At 40.4% G+C, this 22,013-nt stretch carries 16 protein-coding genes; 11 read left to right on the top strand and 5 right to left on the bottom strand.

Features of this window, described 5'->3' with window-relative positions; genetic code table 11:
• The 4 genes from B2X72_RS07020 to B2X72_RS07005 all read left to right on the top strand — a co-directional run.
• Window positions 1–633 (top strand): 3-keto-disaccharide hydrolase (locus B2X72_RS07020; protein ID WP_286848780.1); only part of this gene is annotated, 633 nt, incomplete at its 5' end.
• Window positions 634–812: 179 nt separating this feature from the next.
• Window positions 813–1,190 (top strand): nuclear transport factor 2 family protein, encoded by a 378-nt coding sequence (locus tag B2X72_RS07015; protein ID WP_083296000.1) that lies wholly within the window; start codon window positions 813–815, stop codon window positions 1,188–1,190.
• A 31-nt stretch (window positions 1,191–1,221) separates the two neighbouring features.
• On the top strand, window positions 1,222–2,298 hold the full coding sequence (locus tag B2X72_RS07010) for a DKNYY domain-containing protein (protein ID WP_217493543.1): 1,077 nt from the start codon (window positions 1,222–1,224) through the stop codon (window positions 2,296–2,298).
• A gap of 218 nt (window positions 2,299–2,516) precedes the next feature.
• The gene (locus B2X72_RS07005) at window positions 2,517–3,698 is read left to right on the top strand and encodes an MFS transporter (RefSeq protein WP_070566850.1); all 1,182 of its coding nucleotides are present in this window, start codon (window positions 2,517–2,519) and stop codon (window positions 3,696–3,698) included.
• A 99-nt stretch (window positions 3,699–3,797) separates the two neighbouring features.
• Here the strand turns inward: B2X72_RS07005 and B2X72_RS07000 are convergent, their stop codons facing one another.
• Window positions 3,798–4,178: a YidH family protein gene (locus B2X72_RS07000; protein ID WP_070566851.1), complete on the bottom strand. Its 381-nt coding sequence runs from the start codon at window positions 4,176–4,178 to the stop codon at window positions 3,798–3,800.
• Window positions 4,179–4,402: 224 nt separating this feature from the next.
• Between B2X72_RS07000 and B2X72_RS06995 the strand changes: the two genes are divergently transcribed.
• The 3 genes from B2X72_RS06995 (at window position 4,403) to B2X72_RS06985 (ending at window position 10,465) form a co-directional block, all read left to right on the top strand.
• Window positions 4,403–4,798, top strand: a complete 396-nt coding sequence (locus B2X72_RS06995; RefSeq protein WP_046675112.1) for a hypothetical protein — start codon at window positions 4,403–4,405, stop codon at window positions 4,796–4,798.
• A 172-nt stretch (window positions 4,799–4,970) separates the two neighbouring features.
• Window positions 4,971–9,314, top strand: a complete 4,344-nt coding sequence (locus tag B2X72_RS06990) for a CusA/CzcA family heavy metal efflux RND transporter (RefSeq protein ID WP_070566855.1) — start codon at window positions 4,971–4,973, stop codon at window positions 9,312–9,314.
• 2 nt (window positions 9,315–9,316) lie between these two features.
• A complete protein-coding gene (locus B2X72_RS06985; RefSeq protein WP_070566857.1) occupies window positions 9,317–10,465 on the top strand; it encodes an efflux RND transporter periplasmic adaptor subunit in 1,149 nt (382 codons plus the stop codon).
• 89 nt (window positions 10,466–10,554) lie between these two features.
• Here the strand turns inward: B2X72_RS06985 and B2X72_RS06980 are convergent, their stop codons facing one another.
• Window positions 10,555–11,652, bottom strand: coding sequence for a TlpA disulfide reductase family protein (locus B2X72_RS06980; RefSeq protein WP_286775145.1), 1,098 nt, complete (start codon window positions 11,650–11,652; stop codon window positions 10,555–10,557).
• Window positions 11,653–11,672: 20 nt separating this feature from the next.
• The gene (locus B2X72_RS06975) at window positions 11,673–12,971 is read right to left on the bottom strand and encodes a hypothetical protein (protein WP_070566861.1); all 1,299 of its coding nucleotides are present in this window, start codon (window positions 12,969–12,971) and stop codon (window positions 11,673–11,675) included.
• Window positions 12,972–13,096: 125 nt separating this feature from the next.
• On the opposite strand from B2X72_RS06975, the gene B2X72_RS06970 reads away from it, so the two are divergent.
• Entirely contained in the window at window positions 13,097–14,503 is a 1,407-nt protein-coding gene (locus B2X72_RS06970) for a hypothetical protein (protein ID WP_070566864.1), read from the top strand.
• Between the two features lie 264 nt (window positions 14,504–14,767).
• Window positions 14,768–15,847 carry a fatty acid desaturase gene (locus B2X72_RS06965; protein WP_239468819.1) on the top strand — a complete coding sequence of 360 codons (1,080 nt, stop codon included), beginning with the start codon at window positions 14,768–14,770 and terminating at the stop codon, window positions 15,845–15,847.
• A gap of 175 nt (window positions 15,848–16,022) precedes the next feature.
• Here B2X72_RS06965 and B2X72_RS06960 read toward each other — a convergent pair whose 3' ends face one another.
• Complete coding sequence (locus B2X72_RS06960; protein WP_070566866.1) at window positions 16,023–16,757, bottom strand: SDR family NAD(P)-dependent oxidoreductase; 735 nt, start codon at window positions 16,755–16,757, stop codon at window positions 16,023–16,025.
• A 227-nt stretch (window positions 16,758–16,984) separates the two neighbouring features.
• Window positions 16,985–19,798, bottom strand: coding sequence for a PAS domain S-box protein (locus B2X72_RS06955; RefSeq protein WP_286710237.1), 2,814 nt, complete (start codon window positions 19,796–19,798; stop codon window positions 16,985–16,987).
• A gap of 442 nt (window positions 19,799–20,240) precedes the next feature.
• Between B2X72_RS06955 and B2X72_RS06950 the strand changes: the two genes are divergently transcribed.
• On the top strand, window positions 20,241–20,963 hold the full coding sequence (locus tag B2X72_RS06950) for a ferritin-like domain-containing protein (RefSeq protein ID WP_046675105.1): 723 nt from the start codon (window positions 20,241–20,243) through the stop codon (window positions 20,961–20,963).
• Between the two features lie 21 nt (window positions 20,964–20,984).
• Window positions 20,985–21,818 carry a ferritin-like domain-containing protein gene (locus tag B2X72_RS06945; RefSeq protein ID WP_070566870.1) on the top strand — a complete coding sequence of 278 codons (834 nt, stop codon included), beginning with the start codon at window positions 20,985–20,987 and terminating at the stop codon, window positions 21,816–21,818.
• The last annotated feature ends 195 nt before the right edge of the window (window positions 21,819–22,013 follow it).

The raw sequence follows: 22,013 nt of genomic DNA, 5'->3' as shown, positions 1-22,013 counted from the left end.
GATACGTTTAGAGTCGAAGATGGAATAATTAAGGTCAGATATGATCAGTATGATGATTTTAATGATCAATTTGGCCATTTATATTATAAAACACCCTTTTCTTATTATCATTTAAAGTTTGAATATCGATTTGTAGGCGCGCTCCATAAAGGTGCCCCCTCCTATACGCTTCGTAACAGCGGCGTGATGTTTCATTCGCAGGACCCCAGAACAATGTTGAAAGAACAGGACTGGCCTATTTCTGTCGAAATGCAACTTTTAGGAGGATTGAGCGATGGTCAACCCCGTCCTACAGGAAATATGTGTTCCCCTGGAACCAATGTGGTCTATCAGGGCAAAATAGCTTCCTCACATTGTTTAAATTCTACTTCGAAGACCTATGATGGTGATCAATGGGTTAAAGGGGAATTGATTGTATTGGGAGATTCGTTAATCAAACACATCATTAACGGAGATACCGTACTAGAATATTCAAAACCTCAGATTGGAGGTGGAACGGCCAATGGGTATGACCCCAAAATGAAGATCGATGGTAAGTTGCTCAGCAGTGGATTTATCGCTTTACAGAGTGAAGGTCAACCCGTAGATTTTAAGAATATATGGATTAAGGAGCTGCCTACACCAAATAAATAAGGAGCTAAAAGAAGGTGTAATTAATAATCTCAAATTGTCATAAGGAACTTAAACAGTTACTGTTCTCGTGGTGCATAGCGCGCAAAAAAGAAATTGTCTAATGGCGAAAGCTCAACAATGATTTAGTATTTTTAAAATAATAAACACTTAAAACAAAGATGGTAACATCAGATTTAACTATGGACAAAATAACAAAAGAAGATATTATCGAAGCTGAGAACCAGCTTTTTGCGGCTCAGCTAGCAAGTGATGTAGATGCTCTTGACCTCCTTCTGTACGATAGTCTGGTAGCAATTGCGCCAGACGGCCAAATGCTAACAAAAGAAATGGATCTAAATGCGCATAGGTCAAAGGCAATGGTTATTGAACAAGCCGCAACAGAAATCAATGCGATCAAGCTCGTGGGAGATACCGCACTTTCAGTCGTTACGATGACGGCCAAAGGTCAGGTTATGGGGGCACCACTCGAAGGAAAATTCCGGTATTTTAGAACCTGGAAACGCATTGACAACTCATTAAAGGTTATTGGGGCAAGTTTTATGCAATTACCCTCATAAATAATTGGTAATAACTAATTAAAAAAAGAATATGTTAGCACTTGTCTGCATTACAAAAATTAAAAAACGTGCTTTTTTTGTAGCTTGTATTTTTTCTTGTTTTCTTATCTCTTGTCGAAATATTGGCCAACCCGTCAATAAACAAAAATCGGGTTCCTATTTTATTGATTCGAAAGGGCAGATCGCTTATTGTCAGAATGGAAATTGGTTTAGCTTGGGTATTTCACAAATGCAGGCTGACGCCAAATCGTTTGAAGTCCTGTCAGAAGATATCGCCAAAGATAAAAATGCGGTCTATTTTCGTGGGATGCCCCAAAAACTTGTAGACAAAAGTTCCTTTTATGTTGACCAGCAGATTCCAAAAGATCGTTTTCACGTTTATTATATCGATCAGGTCCTGGGCTTCCATATTATCGAAGGCGCAGATCCGAAGACATATGAGCCGGTTGCGGGTCATATAAACTGGGCACGCGACAAGGATCATTACTTCTATTCGAATGATCCCATAAAAGTCGACAGGAACACCTTTTCGTTCATCAACGATTACTTTCTAAAGGATAAAGACTCCGTATATATTTCACCTAATATCGGTACTTTTAAGGCAATTTTAGCCAATACTGGAAACGTTGAAGCGATTAACAAATATTACATAAAAATTTATGACACGATTTATTATCCGCCATTTCAACAGGGGTTAGCTGTTGTAAAGAGGCCATTTAACACCATTCACAAAATTCGTGTGCTTGATCAGGACCATATCAATATCGACAATAAAACTATCCTATTCAGAGGAAAAGATTTTAAATATGCGCATGTTGATGCCCCCTCTTTTAAATTATATCCTATTGATGAAGAAATTGACTCTTACGGAAGCAACTCCTATTCAAAAGACAAAAGTCACGTGTTCTATAATCAGGAAATAATCCCAGGTGCCTATGTAAAAACATTTATACCCTTGGGCAATGATTTTGGAAAAGACACAAAAAATGTGTTTTATAAAAACCAGTTGCTTGAAGAAGTAGATGCAAGAAGCTTTAAGAAGGAAGGCGATTTTTATAAGGACAAACTTGGCAATAAGTTTAGTAGCCTTACAGGAAAAAAGGTATAAAATCCATCATGGAAGCAATTAGTCAGACGTTAAGCGCTATACATCAAACAACATTCTCTTCCTTCCTTGGGTTCGCCACAATCCGACCAATATAACAATTTCTTTTTCCATTACTTACAAATTTGTTAGTAACACACAAATAGCTGCTTGACACCCAGAAGCAAGTATTTGCCTTTACATTTGCTCGTATAATTAATCATACACAACAGTTTTTATTTATGAAAAAATACGCATATATAGGCGCTTTGGGTTTTCTCGCAGTAATCACAACAGAGTTTGGCATTATTGGCATCTTACCGCAACTAGCCGATCATTATCATATCAGTATCGATAAAGCAGGTTATTTATTGAGTGCTTTTGCTTTGATCATTGCGATAACTGGGCCATTTATGACATTACTGGCTTCGGGATTCGACCGCAAGAAAGTCATGTTAACTGCCATCGCTATTTTCTTAGTCACAGCGATTGTCTCTTCATTATCCCCTCCTTTTTGGTTACTGCTTATTGTAAGAATTCTTCCGGCCTTTCTCCAACCTGTCTATATTGCAACAGCATTGTCTGTCGCCATTTTAAAAGGGGGGAAACAAAATGAAAATGAACTTATGAGTATTGTTTTCAGTGGTGTTGCGATAGCCATGGTAACAACCGTCCCCTTCGCCACCTACATTGCCAGTCTTTCTTCTTGGACATATTCTTTCACAATACAGGCAGTTGTCAGTATAATCGCGCTATTAGCGATCTATCTTACCATTCCTCCGTTGCCCGTGAAAGAAAAAAAAACCTATGGAAGTCAAATGAAAATATTAACCAAGCCCATCTTTTTGGTCAGCACCGCCATGAATTTCTTTATGGTATCAGCTTGGTTTTCTACCTATAGTTACTTAGCCGAGTATTTAAACAAAGCAAAGAATATGGACAGTACCATGGTTAGTTATATGTTATTTGTATTTGGTATTATCGGAGTCATTGCTAACTGGGTTGCAGGGAAAATGCTCAACCGAAATATTACGTTTACCACGGCCTTTTTCTTATCGGGTACACTTATTATCCCCTTACTACTGTATTTTTCCGATGACAATCTATTCGCCACGTTCTGTACGATTGCCTTGTGGGGATTTCTTTATTCTCCTAGCTTCTTAAACGCATCTACCTATATGATTTCCTCTGCACCCGAGGCGCTAGAATTTGCCAATAGTCTAGCGACTTCATTTGGCAATCTTGGGGTAACCTTGGGAACTACCGTAGGTGGCTGGATTATCGTTTCGAAAGGTGTAGAATTTTCGCCATGGCTTACGATGGGCTTTGGTTTTCTTGCTTTTTTGATGATCGCCCTACGACAGTTTCTAGAAAAACGTAGCGCAATAAAGCAAATAACGGTCGCGCAGTGTACATCGCAATAATATATTTTGCCCGTATCGTAAATAGCGAATGCACGGTCAATTTAGATCTAGTTAGCGTGAATAATCATTCCAGCGCGAACTAGATCTAACGCTTTCTCCTTAAAGACCATCGATAAGATACCAGCTCAGAATAATACCTATGACAAAAATTAACACAGCCACAATCGTGATGCTATTTGAAGTTTGAGTAAAGTTTTCCGCTTCAATCTGTTTGTTCGTTTTACGATATTTAAAGAAAGCGACAATAACTGTCAATGCACCTATGACTACAATGGAAACGCCAACAGCGCCAGAATGTTCATGCTGTGAGCCTGCAACTACATCTTTTTTTAAAATGAGCTCAATCTGACGAATAAATAATGAAAATTTAACAACTACAAAACCGAATCCCATAATCCCTAGGCTCGTCCGGATCCAAGCAAGGAAAGTTCGTTCATTAGCAAGATGGTCATTTACCTTTTGGGGGGTATTTTTATTCATTCGAAATAAATTTTGATCAACAAATACGTTAAAAGAATTGTAAAATTTATACCTAGCCTTAAGCAACCTGTTATGGCTGTGACTATGCTTTAGCACATATCGTTCACAGGTTAGTCAATTTTTTAAGGTTCAGCAATCATTTTGTTTGTTTTTCAATAAAACGCTGCAGAACGTTGAAAAGTTTGATTAATATTTTAATGATATTTTTTATAGCTTTGTTTAGGATGAAAAAGCTGCTGGCTATATGCTTCTTGACGATTTACATCGCGTCGGCAACCGAAATTTCACAATTATTGAGATTTCCGTTGTTGATTGAGCATTATTTTGAGCACAAAGTAAAAAATCCAAGCCTCTCTGTCGTCGATTTTCTGAACGTACACTACAGTGGGTACCACCTAGAGAATCACCCACATGACGATGACTATGAGAAAGATCAAAAACTTCCTTTTATGATGCATACAACCTCATACAACGCTGTTTTTGTGTGCCCCCAAATTGCTGCTATCAAAATTAAAAATAGATCCTTACCCGAAAAAAATAACAATACCGCTGTTTGGAATGATCAGTTTATAGAGGATACATTCATAACTTCCATTTGGCAGCCGCCCAAATTCTGTTAATACATCATACTTCTTATTATTTCGGTTGAAGACTTCCACCCGACCATAACTTTCACGTCAGTAAAAGTTTAAGTTTTGTCATGTCACAATTGCATCCTTTTTTATCGCTGCGATTCTATGCTTGGCTGAAGTCTCCCGCTATTATTTTACGATTTAACAGAATCTATTTATTATGCTTACGAAAATCATTGAGTTCTCTGTAAAGAACAAACTCATTGTAGCACTACTGATGTTGGCATTAATCGGGATAGGCACATATCAGGTGACCAAACTTCCTATTGATGCTGTACCTGATATTACCAACAATCAGGTGCAGGTCATCACTATTGCCCCTTCTTTTGGTGCAACGGATATTGAACGATTAATCACCTTTCCAATCGAACAGGCCAACAGTAATATTTCTGGATTACAGGAAATCCGGAGTTTTTCGCGATTTGGGCTATCCCTTGTAACCATTGTCTTCGATGGCAACATTGATGTCTATTGGGCCCGGCAACAAGTCGCTGAACGTCTGCAACAGGTACAGCAAGAAATTCCTCCAGGCATAGGTTCTCCCCAGCTGGGCCCTATTTCTACAGGTCTTGGAGAAATTTATCAATATGTCGTTCGACCCCAGTCGGGATACGAGCACAAGTATAATGTAACCGAACTGCGTACTATCCAAGATTGGATTGTCAGAAGGCAGCTGCTAGGCGTCAAAGGCGTAGCTGAAGTCAGTAGTTTCGGAGGAAAGCTGAAACAATATGAGATCGCTGTCAGCCCTGACAGACTCAATGCCTATGGGATTACAATCAACGATGTCTTTGACGCACTAAATGCCAATAACCAAAACACCGGCGGCGCATACATTGAGAAAGGACCAACAGTCCTTTATATCCGAAGCGAAGGACTGGTCGGTAACATTGACGACATCCAAAATATTGCGATTGCGGGTAAGCAAAACGACCTGCCGATTTTCATTCGGGACATTGCTCAAGTACAACCTGGCTATGCAACCCGCTATGGCGCGATGACCTACAACGACAATGGTGAAGTTGCTGGAGCCGTCGTGATGATGTTAAAAGGCGCCAATAGCAGCCAAGTCATTGCAGATGTAAAGGCCAAGGTAGAGGAAATCCGAAAAACATTGCCTAAAGGTGTCCTTATTGAACCTTTTCTTGATCGTACCAAAATGGTCAATAATGCCATCAGTACGGTACAGACAAATCTCTTGGAAGGAGCATTAATTGTCGTCTTTGTACTAGTACTCTTCCTAGGCAATATACGGGCTGGATTGCTCGTAGCCTCCGTCATTCCCTTAGCCATGCTATTTGCAATCTGCATGATGAACCTCTTTGGAGTGAGTGGTAACCTGATGAGTCTCGGTGCACTCGATTTCGGATTAATCATTGATGGGGCTGTCATTATTGTCGAGTCTGTGATGCATCAGCTTATGCAGCAGCAACGATTCAAAGAATTGCTCAAGGTGCCCGCTTCTGAAATGGATGATATGGTGACAGCATCTGCCGGTCGTATGATGAACAGTGCTGTTTTTGGACAGATCATTATCCTGATCGTTTACCTCCCCATCTTAACATTGGAAGGAATCGAAGGCAAAATGTTCAAACCCATGGCCGAAACAGTCGCGTTTGCTTTATTAGGCGCGTTCCTGTTATCGCTCACCTATATACCGATGATGAGTTCAATATTACTCCGTGCGAGAAATAGCAAACCTTCGCTTTCGGATCGGCTGATGAAAAGACTTGAAAAATTTTATGTCCATGTATTACTCAAAGTACTCCGACTTCCAAAGACTATTCTTGCATTGGTTATCTCGCTTTTTATACTTGCCGTAGTTACACTAAGTCACCTCGGCGGGGAATTTATTCCTTCACTAGAGGAGGGAGATTTTGCGGTCGACACGCGGGTTCTTCCAGGCAGTAACCTGACTACGACTATTGAAAGCACTCAAAAGGCTGCCCATATTCTGAAAAGCAGATTTCCTGAGGTCGAAAAAGTAGTCACCAAAATTGGCAGCGGCGAGGTGCCAACCGATCCTATGCCAATGGAAGCATCAGACATGATGGTTATCCTAAAAGACAAAAAAGAATGGACTTCGGCCCATACATTTCCAGAACTTGCTTCAAAAATGAGTATGGCCTTGACGGATGTACCCGGTATTACGGCCGGCTTTCAGTACCCCGTCCAAATGCGGTTCAACGAACTGATGACGGGGGCGCGGCAAGATGTTGTCCTCAAAATATTTGGAGACAACCTCGATTCTCTGGCCTTACATGCTCAGCAAATAGGTAAAATCATTGAAACGGTCCAAGGAGCCCAAAATCTTTACGTCGAACCTATTGGCGGACTTCCACAAGTCGTCATAACCTATAACCGTCCAATGATCGCCCAGCATCGACTCTCCATTGCTGACGTAAATAGAACCATAAATGCTGCTTTTGCTGGACAGAGTACAGGTCTGGTATTCGAAGGAGAGAAACGCTTTGACATGGTCGTCCGCCTAGCCGCCAAGGACCGAAAGAATATTACCGATATCCGTAACCTTTTAATCCCCACGCCTACGGGCAACCAAATTCCACTTTCCCAATTGGCACGTGTGGCCATTGAGCAAGGGCCAAATCAGATCCAACGTGAAAACGCACAACGCCGGATTGTCGTCGGATTTAATATCAAAGACCGCGACGTACAAAGTATCGTCCATGAACTACAAGCTAAAATTGATAAGGAAATCAAACTTCCAACAGGATACTCCATCAAATATGGCGGTTCTTTTGAAAATCTCAATAATGCCAAACAACGCCTCCTGATTGCTGTCCCTATTGCTTTAGCCTTAATCTTTATACTTCTATTCCTTGCGTTTAAATCTGTTAAAGAAAGTTTATTGATCTATAGTGCTATCCCATTATCGATTATAGGTGGGGTTTTCCTGTTGGCACTAAGGGGAATGCCTTTTAGTATCAGTGCCGGGGTTGGATTTATAGCCTTATTTGGCGTGGCTGTCCTCAATGGTATCGTATTGATCTCCGAATTTAACAGGCTTCAAAAAAGTGGCATCCGCAATATTGTACGCATTGTTGTCGATGGCGGAGAAAATCGTTTGCGCCCCGTTTTGATGACCGCATCGGTTGCCTCACTGGGCTTTATCCCCATGGCACTGAGCAATGGCGCTGGAGCTGAGGTACAACGCCCATTGGCAACTGTTGTCATTGGTGGCCTGCTTATAGCAACGTTATTAACATTATTCGTTCTCCCTTTGCTTTATGTAACTATAGAACGGGGATTTAAACTCAATAAATTAAAAGGACGACATGTTGCACCTCTTTTGATTGCATTTATTTTTTTAACAACAAACAATTCAACAGCACAGACTGTTGTTACTTTGGATCAATCTATTGAACTCGCTCTCCAAAACAACCATAACATAAAAATTGAAAAACTAAGAGCTGCCTATGCCAAAGCGCTAATAGGGTCATCCACTGCCGATATTCCGCAGATGGATATCAGTTTGGATTATGGCCAGATCAATAGCGCCTATCAGGATACAAAGGTCAGTATCAGTCAACGTTTTGGTTTTCCTGCGGTCTACAAAAGGCAACGGGCCCGCTATACCGAAGAATGGAAAAGAAGTCAACTACAAGTCTCTCTCAAAGAGTTTGAGCTTAAAAAGGCTGTCAGTCTTACCTATTACAACATACTGTATTGGCAACAAAAGGAACAGCTTTTGACTAAAGCACTGTCATTGTATAGCAGCTTTCTCGACAAAACCATTCTACGTCAAAAAGCAGGTGAAAGTGATGCCCTTGAAAGTGTAACCGCGAAGAATCAAAAAGCAGCTATCACGATCCAATTAAGACAGGTACGTGATGAGATAAAGGTACTTCAATTGCAATTCCAGTGGCTGCTAAATACGGAAGAGACCTACACCCTAAGTTCTATGGAAAAGATCGAATTTCGTCAGTTATCAATAACCGATCATCCTTTGCTCAAGGTATTGGAACAAGAAAAAATAGTCTCGGAACAAGCAACAAGGGTTGAAAAATCTAAATTGCTCCCCGAGTTGCTATTAGGCTATAATCTAAATAGTTTTAAAGGTACCGGTCCAGATAACAGGACCTACGACGCAAGTCCGCGATTCCATTCTGTACAGTTAGGTGTTGCCGTACCGTTATTTTCCAAAGGACAGAGAGCTCGGATCGAGACTGCACGTCTAGCGGAAACCATCGCCAGCGACGAATTGCAAAATGCACAATTTGAGCTTAAAAAAAGAGTACAAGAGCTTTCTCAACGCTATCAGACCAGTCTTGATATTGTCGATCAATATGAAACCGAAGGACTCAAGAATGCTGAAATAGTCTTTGAAACCGTACAGAAAAAATTCTCAAACGGCGCCATAGATTATCTCGAATTTGTCACTTTGGTCAACCAAGCAATCTCACTGAAAAGTAATTATACGGATGCGTTGTGGCAGCTCAATGAAAATGCCATTCTGCTTCATTACATTATGATAAATCGATAAAAATGAAAACGAAAAATCTTTTATCCCACTATATGGTTTATGTGTTGGCTGTACTCTGTATTTCTTGTCATCGAAATACGGAAAGTGCAGCCTCCACGCCACCAGGCCCCAAAGACGAAAACCTGGTTTCCCTAACAGATGCCCAGTTGCGAAATGTGCATTTAGAAATAGTAACGCTTGCGGACGAACCGATAACCAACATCTTAAAAGTCAATGGAAAAATAGATGTTCCGCCTCAAAACTTCGTGTCGGTAAGCATTCCTTTAGGAGGATACTTAAAAAGTACCAAGCTGCTTCCTGGTATGAAGGTTTCAAAAGGAGATGTTATAGCAGTTGTGGAAAATCCACAGTTTGTGCAGCTTCAGCAAGATTATCTCTCGGCCCAATCAAAGTTACATTTTGCCCAGCTTGACTTCAGACGTCAAAAGGAACTCAACCAGAATCAGGCGAGTAGCGATAAAGTAATGCAGCAAGCTCAGGCCGAAATGAACAGTCAACAGATTATAATGAATGCCATTGCAAAACAGCTAGAGCTCATACATATTCAGCCCAGTACAGTTTCTGCTGAAAATATTCGAAAAAGTGCTCCCGTATACAGCACTATAGATGGCTATGTGAGCAAGGTTAATGTCAACATCGGGAAATATGTGAATCCTTCAGATATCCTCTTCGAATTGATCAATCCAACGGATATCCATCTGAACCTCAAAGTCTATGAAAAGGATCTTGAACAGCTTCGCCCTGGACAGCTTCTATTGGCGTACTCCAATGCTAACCCAAGTAAAAAGTACAATGGAAAAATCCATTTGATCGGCAAAGATGTCGATCCCTCCGGCATGACAGATGTGCATTGTCATTTGGACAAATATGATCAGAATATGATACCTGGTGTATACATGAATGCTGAAATACAAACAACGGCTACGTTGGGGCACGCTCTGCCTGAAGAAAGTATCGTAGACTTTGAAGGAAAAAATTATGTATTCATATCGGAAGGAAACAGCAATTATCGCCTGGCGGAAATAGCAGTTGAGGAGCCTCAAAAAGGGCTAGTGAAGGTATTGAATTACCGCGATTTTGAAGGGAAGAAAATCGTTAGCAAAAATGCCTACACGCTCCTAATGCAACTAAAGAACACATCAGAAGAATAAAACATACGTCATTGGAGAAAGACCTTTCCTGCATTTAGGAAAGGTCATAACCTCCCCCTCGGCTCCTACTCTATTTTTTATACTGGATCTTAAAGCAAAGGATCGAGAGATTCTTTTATAGTACGTTCTAGGTCCACCCCAGATCCTCCGGTATCCATGATAAAACCATTTCGATCAATGATATAAACCTTTGGTAATCCCTGCACCCGATAGTTAATTGCTGTTTTGCTATTCAGCGCTTGCTGATCGCCCACATTGGTCCAGGATATGCCGTCTTCGACCGCTGCTTTCTTCCAAATCTCCCTATTTGTGTCTAGGTTAAAAGATAGGATCTCTAGACCTCGTTTTTTATATTTAGCATACAACATCGGTAGCTTCTTATTACTTTTTCTACAAGGCACACACCAAGCAGCCCAAAAATCGAGAACAACAATCTTTCCCCGAAAATCAGTCAAATTCACATCATTATTATTAAGGTCTTTGACAATAAAAGCTGGAGCCAGATCCCCTCTTCTAAGTTCCTTTGCTTGGAGAAATTCCTTTAAGAACCGTCCTGTTCTACTTTTTTTCATATTCTGAGAGAACCTATCAAAAGCCAACTGCAAGGAATCTCTTGTCAATGATGTCCTTAAGAAATAGAGTTCCTGCATAAGTGGATAAGACGGTGTTTTATCAAAAATATTGTGGACTCTCAACTGTCTGATGGACCGATAATAATGGTCCGATGCTATTTTCAACTCCACCAGTTGGACCGAATCGGTTTCAATTTCAATTTTTCGGTCAAGCTCAGCTGCTCCTTTCCACATGGGATCCAGTTGCCTATTGATTGGGATGGCATCAGCCTGTGATCTGGAATTCAGCACCGCTATATCCGAAAAATGTAAACTATCGCCTAATATCTTCATGCGAGCCGGTTCAATCCAGATGACTGCCCTCAAATTGGGCTTTGCCGTTAGTACATATAAAGAAGGCTCCTCTAGAGTTCCTTTTATGGCACATTTTCCATCCTTAAGTATGACGTCATAGGACCGACCACCTTCCTGGAAGCTATTCAATTGAAGCTTTGCGCCATTGGAAAGTCCCGAGATATCAAATTGTATTTCGAAAGGCTTTCCTTTTTCTTGCTGAGCCAAGCAAGCTAGCGGTAAGAAAAATAAAAAAGGAAATATCTTTTTTAGTATCATCATATGCATAATTGGTTTACCTATCAAAAACTAATATCCTTCCTCTCCGACCCACTTAAACGGGTATTTCTAACAAAACCTGCCCCTTTAAAACGATATTGCAAACCAACTATTTCAGTTGGTGCATTTTTAATCATCGTAGTGTATGTAGGTTTATCATTGATCCAAAATTTAACCTGCTGATTTTTACAAACTATTTTAAGCTTGGTCCACTTGGAAAGATCGCAGCCAAATCCACTGAGGTCATCTTGTTTGCTATCCGTATAAAAGCCACCAGCTGTAAGAGCTATGTCACCGATACAGGCTGTATTTACTAAAGGTACAATGATGATATCGTTTTTAGCCTGTAAGAGTACTTCCACACGCTGGCAATTATTACCATTATTGCTCGCTCCTGTTTTGATGTCTGTTTCAAAACTAAAGTTGTCGGTCATAACTCCTGTCATATCCTTTTGATTGTAAAGTCTTACCAGTGGAGCATCAGGGAGGAGGTCGACGTTATAGCTATTCAACAATTCCTGAGTAATGGCAGTTTCATGGGGTAACACGATTTCAGTTTTTTTGAAATACAAAGGCTCCTTTCCCGAGGCTGCTTCTACTAATCCTAGCCAGCCATTGGTTTTAATCTGTATATCATGTTCTCGAACAATTTTATTCCCAATAATCAGTTTAGCTCTAAAGTAACCTGGATAATAATAAATCGCAGAATGGTGTTTGCCCTTTCTATCCACCTGTATCTTACGGCTGGTGTCCCAACTTTGTGCAATAAATACCGAATCGTTTTCATTTGCAGCAGAAGCATCGTAATTAAAAACGACCGAATTTGGCAAGCCTTCTGTCAGCATTGTCTTCGACGAGAAGTGGAAGGCACTATTATTAATAGGCTTCTTATTTGGAATAAACCTATTACCGAAAAGTCCGACCAAGACAAGGACGAAAACAGATGAAATAGCGATAATAAATATAGGACCGTGCTGTTTTCTTTTCTTCACCTTTGGTTCAAAAGCGGATTTATGCAATGCCTGCTCCTGCGGTATATATTTCTGTGCATAAGCATTCCGAAAAGCCCGCCAGTCCTCATGATCAACGTAGCGCGCCAATGTATTTAATGTCGTGAGGGCTGGTTTGCTCTGGTAATCAATCCTACCAAAAATCCGCTTCAACGTAGAAACACTAAGTATTACTCCCGTTTTCTCCTGTATCTTGTCCGAAAGTTTTTCAAAATCAGCTGTACTCCAATGAGCTGTTTCCCCCCATTCAAGTTGATTTTCAATGGAATTCTTAAGATGCAGAAACAATTCGGGATCACTCAACTTAACCATAATTTATTATATATCAACATTTTAAAAACAAACAATCTGCTTGAACAAACTTGAATAAACTTGCCGCAAGGTTGAGCGAGTTGAAATAAGGTCTATCCGTTAAATTTATCAAAAATTTAATTAACATGAAAAAGATATTTTTGACACTAGCCTTCATATGGGTCATTCTATTACAAAGTTATACTCAAGAAAAAAATAGCAAAGCATCAATAAGCAAGAGCATTCCATTAAACGCAGAACAATGGTCCTTCCAGCACGGAAAAGTTGATTTTCTAAACTTTAAAGGTCGTAAAGCAATGAAAATCGCTCCAGCATCTGGTCCAGTCGTGATTAAAGACTTAATTTTTAAAGACGGAACCATCGAGTATGATGTGATACCTTCAAAAACAGAGTTCGCCAGCGCCATTTATTTTCATCGAAAAAATGAAAAAGAACAGGAGATTGTCTATCTCCGAGTTCCTAAAATGGCTCATCCATTCGCTAATGAAGGCATTCAGTACTGTCCCATCTTAGACGGTGTCAACATGTGGGACATCTATCCCCAATATCAGGCACCTGCGGCTGCTAAAACAGAAGAATGGAATCATATTAAACTCGTCATATCAGGTGTGCAAATGCAGGTTTTTGTCAATAACAGCTTGAGATTGACCGTACCAAAACTCGAGGGACGAGAAAATACTGGAAGCATTGCCTTCGACGGCGATGCATACATCAGTAATATCGAGATTAAACCTAATGAAATTGAGAACCTACCGCAAGCCGAAGGTGTGGACCTGACCCGACATGAGGCCAATTATATCCGAAGTTGGTCGATAACCCAACCCACGACTTTGGAAGAAGGGCGAGAACCAACTACTTTTCGTGACCTGCCGAAAGACGAAGCCTTCACGGAAAAAATAGCAACCGAGCGGTATGGATTGGTAAACCTTACAAGACGCTTCGGTAGTGCCGAAAAGCGTCGGATAATATGGCTAAAAACTATTATTACAGCACAAGAACCTACATTAGCTAATCTCCAGCTTGGATTCTCAGATGAAATATGGCTTTACCTAAATGATCAGATTACCTACACAGACAAAAATATCTTTAGGCAGAATATGAAAAGGTATCCCGACGGAAGGATATCTGTACAGAACGGGAATAGCCGCTTAAAACTTAAAAAAGGTGAAAACCAATTGCTCATTGGAATATCCAATGATTTTTATGGCTGGGGATTGATGGCACGTTTAGAAAATATGGAAAATATTACCGCCATAGAACCTTATGAGGTAAAAAAACGGGCTATCGAACACATCGAGCGCTATTTGGGCACCTATGCTGCCGAGATATCGCCCGCATTTAAGCTCACCTTTGTACAGAAAGACAGTATGCTTATTTTAGAGGCCCCCAGTCAAGAAAATGTAGCGCTCGATTATCTTGGAAATGATCTCTTCAAAATGGGGCTTGGAATAGAACTTCAATTTACGCCTGACCTAAAACAAGTCGTAAGAAAAGAGAATGAGTTTGAGATGAAATTCATTAAAGAACAATAGTATAAAGTGTTAGAATATGGCCCTTAAAACTTTAATAATAACAGGGACCTTATAGGGACTTCATACGGACCTTATAGGGACCTCATTCGGATGAATAGCTATAAACTCCCTTTAAATTCCGTATCACTTTATGGTAAAATAAGCATTAATCGTGATGCCTTTGCTTATTAATATTATATCTTCCAGCAAGCTATTTCATCCTTCTCGAATTGCTTGATACATCTTAAGGATATGTTAAACTTTTAACATTAACACTTTTTAACCATGGAATATGATACCTTTAGCAAAAATTATAATTTACATCAACCACAAATGCCCTTTTTAGACCATGTCCTGCAAGTTCCAACCTACGGATGGAAAGACGCCGATGGAAATCTCGTAAAGCCAAGCAAAAAAGAAATTTTCACTGAATTCTTCAAACGCCTTAATATTTTTAAGGATAAACGAAATTGGTTACCCTTTTTTAGCTGGTTAAAAGTAGCTTGCCTCATCCCCTTTTTTATCCTCTTTTTGGTTTACCATTTCAGTTGGTGGACTGTGTTAGCCGCGTTCCTGTACAGTATGATCGTTATGGGGACCCATGGAACGATATGGCATCATCGATTTGCGACACACGGCGCATTTAAATTCCGCAACGGTTTCTGGCGTTTTTTCACGCAGAATTTGACCATCAATGTAATTCCCGAAGAAATATATGTTATTTCACATCATGTTCACCACGCAAAATCCGATAAACCGGGTGATCCCTATAATGCCCAAGCTGGCTTTCTATACTGTTTTTTAGCCGATGTAAATCACCAGCCTATTGCTAAGAACCTTACGGAAAATTCCTATAACCGCGTCAAATTGCTTATGCGACACACGGGTGTAACAGCTAATAGTTATGCGCAATATCAAAAGTGGGGGTCGTACGTCAATCCTTCACATGCAATAGGATCCTGGATATTAAACTGGGCTTTTTGGTATGCCGCCTTTTATTTAATCGGTGGTCACGCACTTGCCTGTACACTCTTTGGAGCCGCCGGCTTTTGGGCAGTCGGTGTGCGCACATTCAACTATGAAGGGCATGCAAAAGGTGAAGACAAACAACGTGAAGGTATCGATTTCAATGAGAGAGACAAATCCATAAACCAGTTATGGCCTGGCATTGTAGCAGGCGAATGGCACAACAACCACCATTTATATCCAAAGAGTGCGCGGAGTGGCTTTAAGCCTTATCAGATAGATCTCGCATGGTGCTATATTAAAATGATGCATAAATTTGGAGCCGTCAGCAGCTATCGGGATGATAAGAAAAGATTTGATGAACTATATCGTATCCCATACCTAAAATCAAAAGAATAGTCAATCGTTGCATTTCGAAGCGATCTTGGTCCTTTTCCATTTAATGTAATAAAGTTTCAAATTTTATTTGGATCCGAATTGTAAAATCGACTTTGGAGACAGCGTCTTCTTTGATCGTCAGCATACTGTTCGGCGCTACTCATAAACATCGATAGCGCCGAACAATAGTGAACATCTAATTTTCTTGATGATAGAGATCAGAAAATATTTTTGATAATTTCGCAGGCTCTTCTCGCCATGCGGCATACATACCTTGTCCCATTTCATCCGGGACTATATCGAGGTTTCCGGCTGCGACACTTTCTACTATCTTTATTGCGATACGATCTGGGTCTGGCATATCCCAATCACTTCCCTTGTTCATATCGGTATCAATTGCTCCCGGATTAACAGCATATACTGTCACATCCCTTTTAGCCAGTTCAATTCGAACAGATTGTGTAGCAGAATAAAGTGCTGCTTTGGAAGCAGCGTACCCAGCAATAGAAGGTAAAGGCGAATAGGCGGCAATCGAAACAATGTTGATCATGATAGATGGCCTATTCTTTATCAGAATTGGAGCAAATGCACGCATCATGTTTATTGTTCCAAAATAATTTACCTTCAGATCATTTTCCATAGCCAATACTTCTCCTTGTAGCATATTCCCTGGATTTAAGGTTCCTGCATTGTTAATCAGAATCTCAGTATCTGGGGCTGCTAGCGCACTCATTTCTACTTGTTTAACATCGGTAATGTCTAGTTGCAGCGGTACGATTCGATGATCGTTGAATGCTGGCATATTTTTTAAATCCCGGCAGGTTGCATATATCTTCCCTGCACCGTTATTGAGCAATGCACTTACCAGTGACTTTCCTATCCCCCTATTAGCCCCTGTAATCAGGATGACTTTATCTTTAAAAATTTGCATGGTGTTTTATTTATTATCCAACACAAAGCTATCCAGAAAGATAATGCTGTAAAATCCGAAACTTGCGATAATAAACATGCTCTTGATACGCTAGAAATCAAAAAAATCATATTCAAAGGAAATCAGACACTTCATCATCTCCCTATCAAGAGAACCTATTAACTGTGCATAATTGGATAACTTAGGTCGTAAATACGGCTCATGCAACTTTGAGAGCTTACTTCAAACTAAGAAACGTTCACCTTTACTAAAGCTGTATACAGCTCCTCCGGCGTAAAGGGTTTGACTAACCATCTACTTATGGCCACGGAATGACATAGCTGTTCTATATCCTGCTGATTCGAACTAAAAATAGGAATAATGGTCGGCTCAGTATTGTTATCGAAATTTTTTTCACGAATATTCTGTATCGTTTCAATACCGCTGATGATAGGCAATTGATGATCGATCAAAATTGCATCAAAATGATGTCCCTTTTTTAATATCTGTAATACCTCAAATCCAGTTTTTGCATGCACGGTATTAATCTTCTTTAACGATAACATCCGATCCAAATCATTTCGCTCCGACTCTTCCTCTGCAACAATTAGTACATCCTTTATTTTTTTTAATTCATCCCACGCATTAATTTCCCAAACGGCGGGAACATTAATAGTGAAAAAGAAACGACTACCGGCACCAAAGGTACTCTCCAATTTCAATTCACTGCCCATCATTTTAAGCAATTTATTCGATATTGTTAGTCCAAGGCCAGTTCCCCCATAACGTTTAGTCATCGAGTTATCTTCCTGTGTGAATGCATCAAATATCCGTTCCACATTGTCCTCTTTGATACCTATGCCTGTATCTTTGACGCTAAAGCACAGAACAGCCTGGGTGGCATCATGTGATTCTACTGTAATGCTGAGTTCAACGGTTCCCTTCTCGGTAAATTTTGTGGCGTTGCTCAATAAATTCATCAATACTTGCTTGATACGGAGGGCATCAACCCAAATATAATGTGGCACATCGGCCGCGATATTCAGATAAAACTCTAAATTTTTGGCTTTGATCTGCATATTGAGAAAGTTTGTCAGTTGAATAACCAAGTCCTGAAGATCCGTCTGTTCAACGTCCAGTTCTAGTTTGCCAGCCTCAATTTTGGAGAAATCTAGAATGTCGTTTACAATTCCAAGCAATAAATTGGCTGATTGATCAACGATACTCAGATATTCCCTTTGAGTATCTTCAAGTGCTGTCCCAAGCAACAAATCGGTAAAGCCAACAATCCCATTCAAAGGTGTACGAAGCTCATGGCTCATATTTGCCAAAAATTGTGATTTTGCTGCACTTGCCTGTTCAGCTACTAATTTCGCCTTTTCCAGCTCTTCCCGTTGATGAATAATCCGGCTAATATCAGTTGCAATCGCAAGATAACCGATAACATTTTCGTTAATATCCCGAATAAATGTAACGGCTAAGGAAACATACAATCTAGATCCATCTTTTCGACAATAGGTCCACTCTCGCTGTTCAGCACCATGCAGCTCTGCCATATCTACAAAGAAACGAAGTTTATCTACCGAACGTCCTAATTCAACTTCCAGTTCCTTAGCTCTCAACACGAGCTCCTCTTTCAAATGAAAATGTTCAAGCCCCAATTTCCCAATGACCTCTTCACTGCGGTATCCCAAAAGGTTTTCCGCTCCTGTATTAAACAATGTGACTACACCAGTCGTATCGGTCGCGATAATAGCTACAGCGGAGGTTGCATCCAATACTTCTGAAAGCAGTTTTTTTGAATTCGAAGACTCTGCTTCGATGCGTTTACGCTTATCAATATCCTGAAAGGTACCGTATAAACGAACGCAATGGCCATTTTCAAAATCAGCATTTCCCAATGCACGTATCCACATTTCATGACCAGCGAAGGTGACAATCTCAAGCTCCAAATCCCAAGCTTCTCCCGTAGCGAGTGCATGTTCAATGGCAGTCCGTATTTTATTCCTACTTGATCCCGCTTTATAGAACTGTAACGCAGTTGTTAGCTCTGGTTCATAGTCTTCGGGTACTTCATGAATTTCTCGCGTAATTTCGGACCAAACAATCTTCCCATCAGCAGGCGTATATTCCCAGCCTCCAATTCTAGCTACCCTTCCAGTCCGCATCAATGTTGCTTGGGCATGCTTCAGTTCCTTTTCTAGAAAATGCTGTTCCGTAATATCCACGGCATTGCCAATCACATAGGGTATTTTGTTCCCATTGGTCTGCAAAATATTATTAAACATCCAGGTACGCGTCTCACCCGAGCGTGTCAAGGTTCGCATTTCTCCTTTGATTGTTCCGCGTTGAACAATTGCGCCCAGATAGTCCTGTAAATTCTTGTGCCCCTCCGATGGGACAATATCAAAAAGTGATCGTAACTGAATCTCCTCCCGTGTATAGCCCAAAGTCTTGGCTCCAGCTTCATTGACGGCTATAAAATTGCCCTTCAGATCATGCGTACACATAAGTCCCTGAGAGTTATCGAAAAATGCTTTCAGTTTTTGTTCACTTTCTTTATACTTTTCTTTTTCTTTTCTGTTGACAATAAGCGCGACAACCTCATCCCGAAGAAGGGTTAGGATCTCTTTTTGATGCTGATCGAGCTGCCTTGGAACACGATCAATAACACATAAGGCCCCTAAGGCATATCCGTTGGGATCGATTAATGGTAATCCAGCATAATAGCGAATGTTTGGTTCTAAGGTAACGAGTTCATTCGATTTGAAGCGATCGTCTTTTTTGGCGTCCTCAACTTCCATCAGCTGATCTTCTTCCAGCGTATATTGGCAAAAAGAAACATCGCGCGTTGTTTCGTCTATCTCCAAGCCAACCCGCGATTTAAACCACTGCATATCCTTATCCACTAGTGAAATCAATGAGATGGGTGTACCGCAGACTAGTGATGCAATTTTCGTAATGCGGTCAAACTCTTCCTCGGCTGCTGTGTTTAAAATTTCGTATTCATGCAACACGCGTATCCGATCTGATTCATTCTTTGGCGATAATTTAGCGTTCATTCAAAAGCCTGTATTGTTAATAATTTTATCTTCGAAGTCTTTATAGGTCCAAATGTATAGCATGCGCTAACGTACAAATAATATTTCACTAATCTTTAACGATTGATTTGAATCATTCCAATGCCCAATTAATATCGATTTGGTTTTAACTTTTCTTAGTCTATCGTAAAAAGTAGAAAACCAGCGGTAATAGCATGATAAAATATAATCATGAACACCGCTGTATTAAAATAGTTTTAAATAAAAAACAAACTATTAGATTAAAAGATCACCGATAATAAGCGCCGTGCTGCCTTCGGTTCCCAAAAGGGAGAAGATTATATCGGTTTTTCAATGCCAAAAATATATTTTAAAAAAAAAGAATTTATGAAATCCAAGCTTTCCAAAAAGTCGTAAATGGGTATAAGTACAGAAAAAAATTATAAACTAAAAGACTTTTGTTATGGAAAAGATAACCTCCCACAACGAAACACTATTGAACTCCAATAGTGACATGGACAAAAGAGATCTCAGACGAAGAGATTTTTTAAAATATGCAGGAGCCAGTGCTGCTACATTAGCCATCCTGGGTATGTCGAGCTGCAAAAAAGACCACGATGATGGCATGGATAACGGTGGTAAGGGCATGTACTTTGGTAGCGGCGACATTGCCATCCTAAATTATGCCTATGCACTTGAACAACTTGAAGCTGCATTTTATATCCAGCTAGTCAACAACCCCTATAGTGGCATGACGGACATGGAAAAAACTTTTTTTACGGATATCCGTGATCATGAAATTGCTCATCGTGAGTTTTTCAAGGTAGCCCTAGGGGCCAAAGCCATTTCAAGTCTTGAATTTAATTTAGGCGGTATCAATTTCAGCAGCCGCGAAACGGTACTGGCAACAGCAAAAACATTTGAAGATCTTGGCGTTTCGGCCTACAATGGTGCTGGATGGTTAATAAAAGATGTCAATTATTTACTGTTGGCTGGCAAGATCGTGTCTGTTGAAGCTAGACATGCCGCCTGGGTCAGGGATATGATCGACAATGGTAGCTTTGCCAATCAGGAAGTAGTGGATTCAAATGGTCTTGATGTCGCAAAGAGTCCAAGCGTTGTCCTTAGTGCCGCAGCGCCATTTATTAAATCCAAGATTGATGTGAGCGATCTACCAACTTATTAATTCACCTAAAAACTGATTATCATGAATCTCTTAAACGTTTTTGAACAAATAAATGCTGTAGATCCTGAATTCAGCGATCGCATCAGCCCTCGTCGCGAAGCAATTAAAAGTTTGGCTTCAATGAGCAAAAAAATAACTTTGGCTGCCCTGCCCTTTATGATAGGTGAGCTCTTTAAAAAAGCTTATGGTGCTACGGCTCCCACAGATGTCAATGGAGTACTCAACTATGCGTTGACTTTGGAATATCTCGAAGCAGAATACTACACTATGGCTGTTGCCAAAGCAGGTCTTATCCCCACAGGTAAACCACTCGGTGCGATAACCACCATTCGTGACCATGAAATTGCACATGTGAATTTTCTTAAACAGGTATTAGGCAATAAAGCTGTTTCAAAGCCAATCTTTGATTTCACCGCTGGGGGGACTTTCGGCAATGTTTTCAGTGACTACGACACATTTTTAGCTATCGCACAAGCATTTGAAGACACCGGGGTAAGAGCTTATAAAGGGCAAGCGGGAATTTTACTCGGCAATCGTGTTGTACTGACTGCGGCGCTTCAGATCCATTCTGTTGAGGCACGACATGCCTCTCATATCCGCCAAATGCGTCGTGCTCGCGGAGGTGGAGCTGCCAATCAAAAACCTTGGATTACAGGAAGTAATGACAGTGGTATTGGCGCAGTTGTCGATCCGGTATATGCAGGCGAAAATAATATAACACAAGCGGGAGTGGATATTACAACATTGGCAGGTGCCATGGGGAAAATTTCGACCAATGCAGCAACCCAGTCTTTCGATGAACCTCTAACTGCAGAAGCTGTACTTAATATTGCAGGTCTTTTTATAAAATCCTAACAAAAGACGTAGTTTACCTGTTTTTAGCATGTCCTGATCGGTTTATCCCATCAGGGCATTGTTTTTTATATACTCCCCATTACACATAATGCTGTGAGTGTCGGTACATCTTTGCCGCCTTCATCTTCGAGGGTAATAGCAAAAGCCTGGGCCTTTGGAATATCCAGCATCTTACTTGCTGTATCTCCTTTTAAG

The organism is Sphingobacterium sp. UBA7253 (assembly GCF_002472745.1).
Taxonomy (GTDB): Bacteria; Bacteroidota; Bacteroidia; order Sphingobacteriales; family Sphingobacteriaceae; genus Sphingobacterium; species Sphingobacterium siyangense.
The sequence above is the reverse complement of the archived record's forward strand: the minus strand, read 5'-3'. Positions and strand labels throughout refer to the sequence as shown.

Coding starts and splice junctions, on each gene's coding strand:
- B2X72_RS06970 (WP_070566864.1), top strand. CDS start 13,097: ATGAAAAAGATATTTTTGACACTAGCCTTCATATGGGTCATTCTATTA.
- B2X72_RS06965 (WP_239468819.1), top strand. CDS start 14,768: ATGGAATATGATACCTTTAGCAAAAATTATAATTTACATCAACCACAA.
- B2X72_RS06945 (WP_070566870.1), top strand. CDS start 20,985: ATGAATCTCTTAAACGTTTTTGAACAAATAAATGCTGTAGATCCTGAA.
- B2X72_RS06990 (WP_070566855.1), top strand. CDS start 4,971: ATGCTTACGAAAATCATTGAGTTCTCTGTAAAGAACAAACTCATTGTA.
- B2X72_RS07015 (WP_083296000.1), top strand. CDS start 813: ATGGACAAAATAACAAAAGAAGATATTATCGAAGCTGAGAACCAGCTT.
- B2X72_RS06975 (WP_070566861.1), bottom strand. CDS start 12,971: ATGGTTAAGTTGAGTGATCCCGAATTGTTTCTGCATCTTAAGAATTCC.
- B2X72_RS07010 (WP_217493543.1), top strand. CDS start 1,222: ATGTTAGCACTTGTCTGCATTACAAAAATTAAAAAACGTGCTTTTTTT.
- B2X72_RS06950 (WP_046675105.1), top strand. CDS start 20,241: ATGGAAAAGATAACCTCCCACAACGAAACACTATTGAACTCCAATAGT.
- B2X72_RS07005 (WP_070566850.1), top strand. CDS start 2,517: ATGAAAAAATACGCATATATAGGCGCTTTGGGTTTTCTCGCAGTAATC.
- B2X72_RS07000 (WP_070566851.1), bottom strand. CDS start 4,178: ATGAATAAAAATACCCCCCAAAAGGTAAATGACCATCTTGCTAATGAA.
- B2X72_RS06955 (WP_286710237.1), bottom strand. CDS start 19,798: ATGAACGCTAAATTATCGCCAAAGAATGAATCAGATCGGATACGCGTG.
- B2X72_RS06985 (WP_070566857.1), top strand. CDS start 9,317: ATGAAAACGAAAAATCTTTTATCCCACTATATGGTTTATGTGTTGGCT.
- B2X72_RS06980 (WP_286775145.1), bottom strand. CDS start 11,652: ATGATGATACTAAAAAAGATATTTCCTTTTTTATTTTTCTTACCGCTA.
- B2X72_RS06960 (WP_070566866.1), bottom strand. CDS start 16,757: ATGCAAATTTTTAAAGATAAAGTCATCCTGATTACAGGGGCTAATAGG.
- B2X72_RS06995 (WP_046675112.1), top strand. CDS start 4,403: ATGAAAAAGCTGCTGGCTATATGCTTCTTGACGATTTACATCGCGTCG.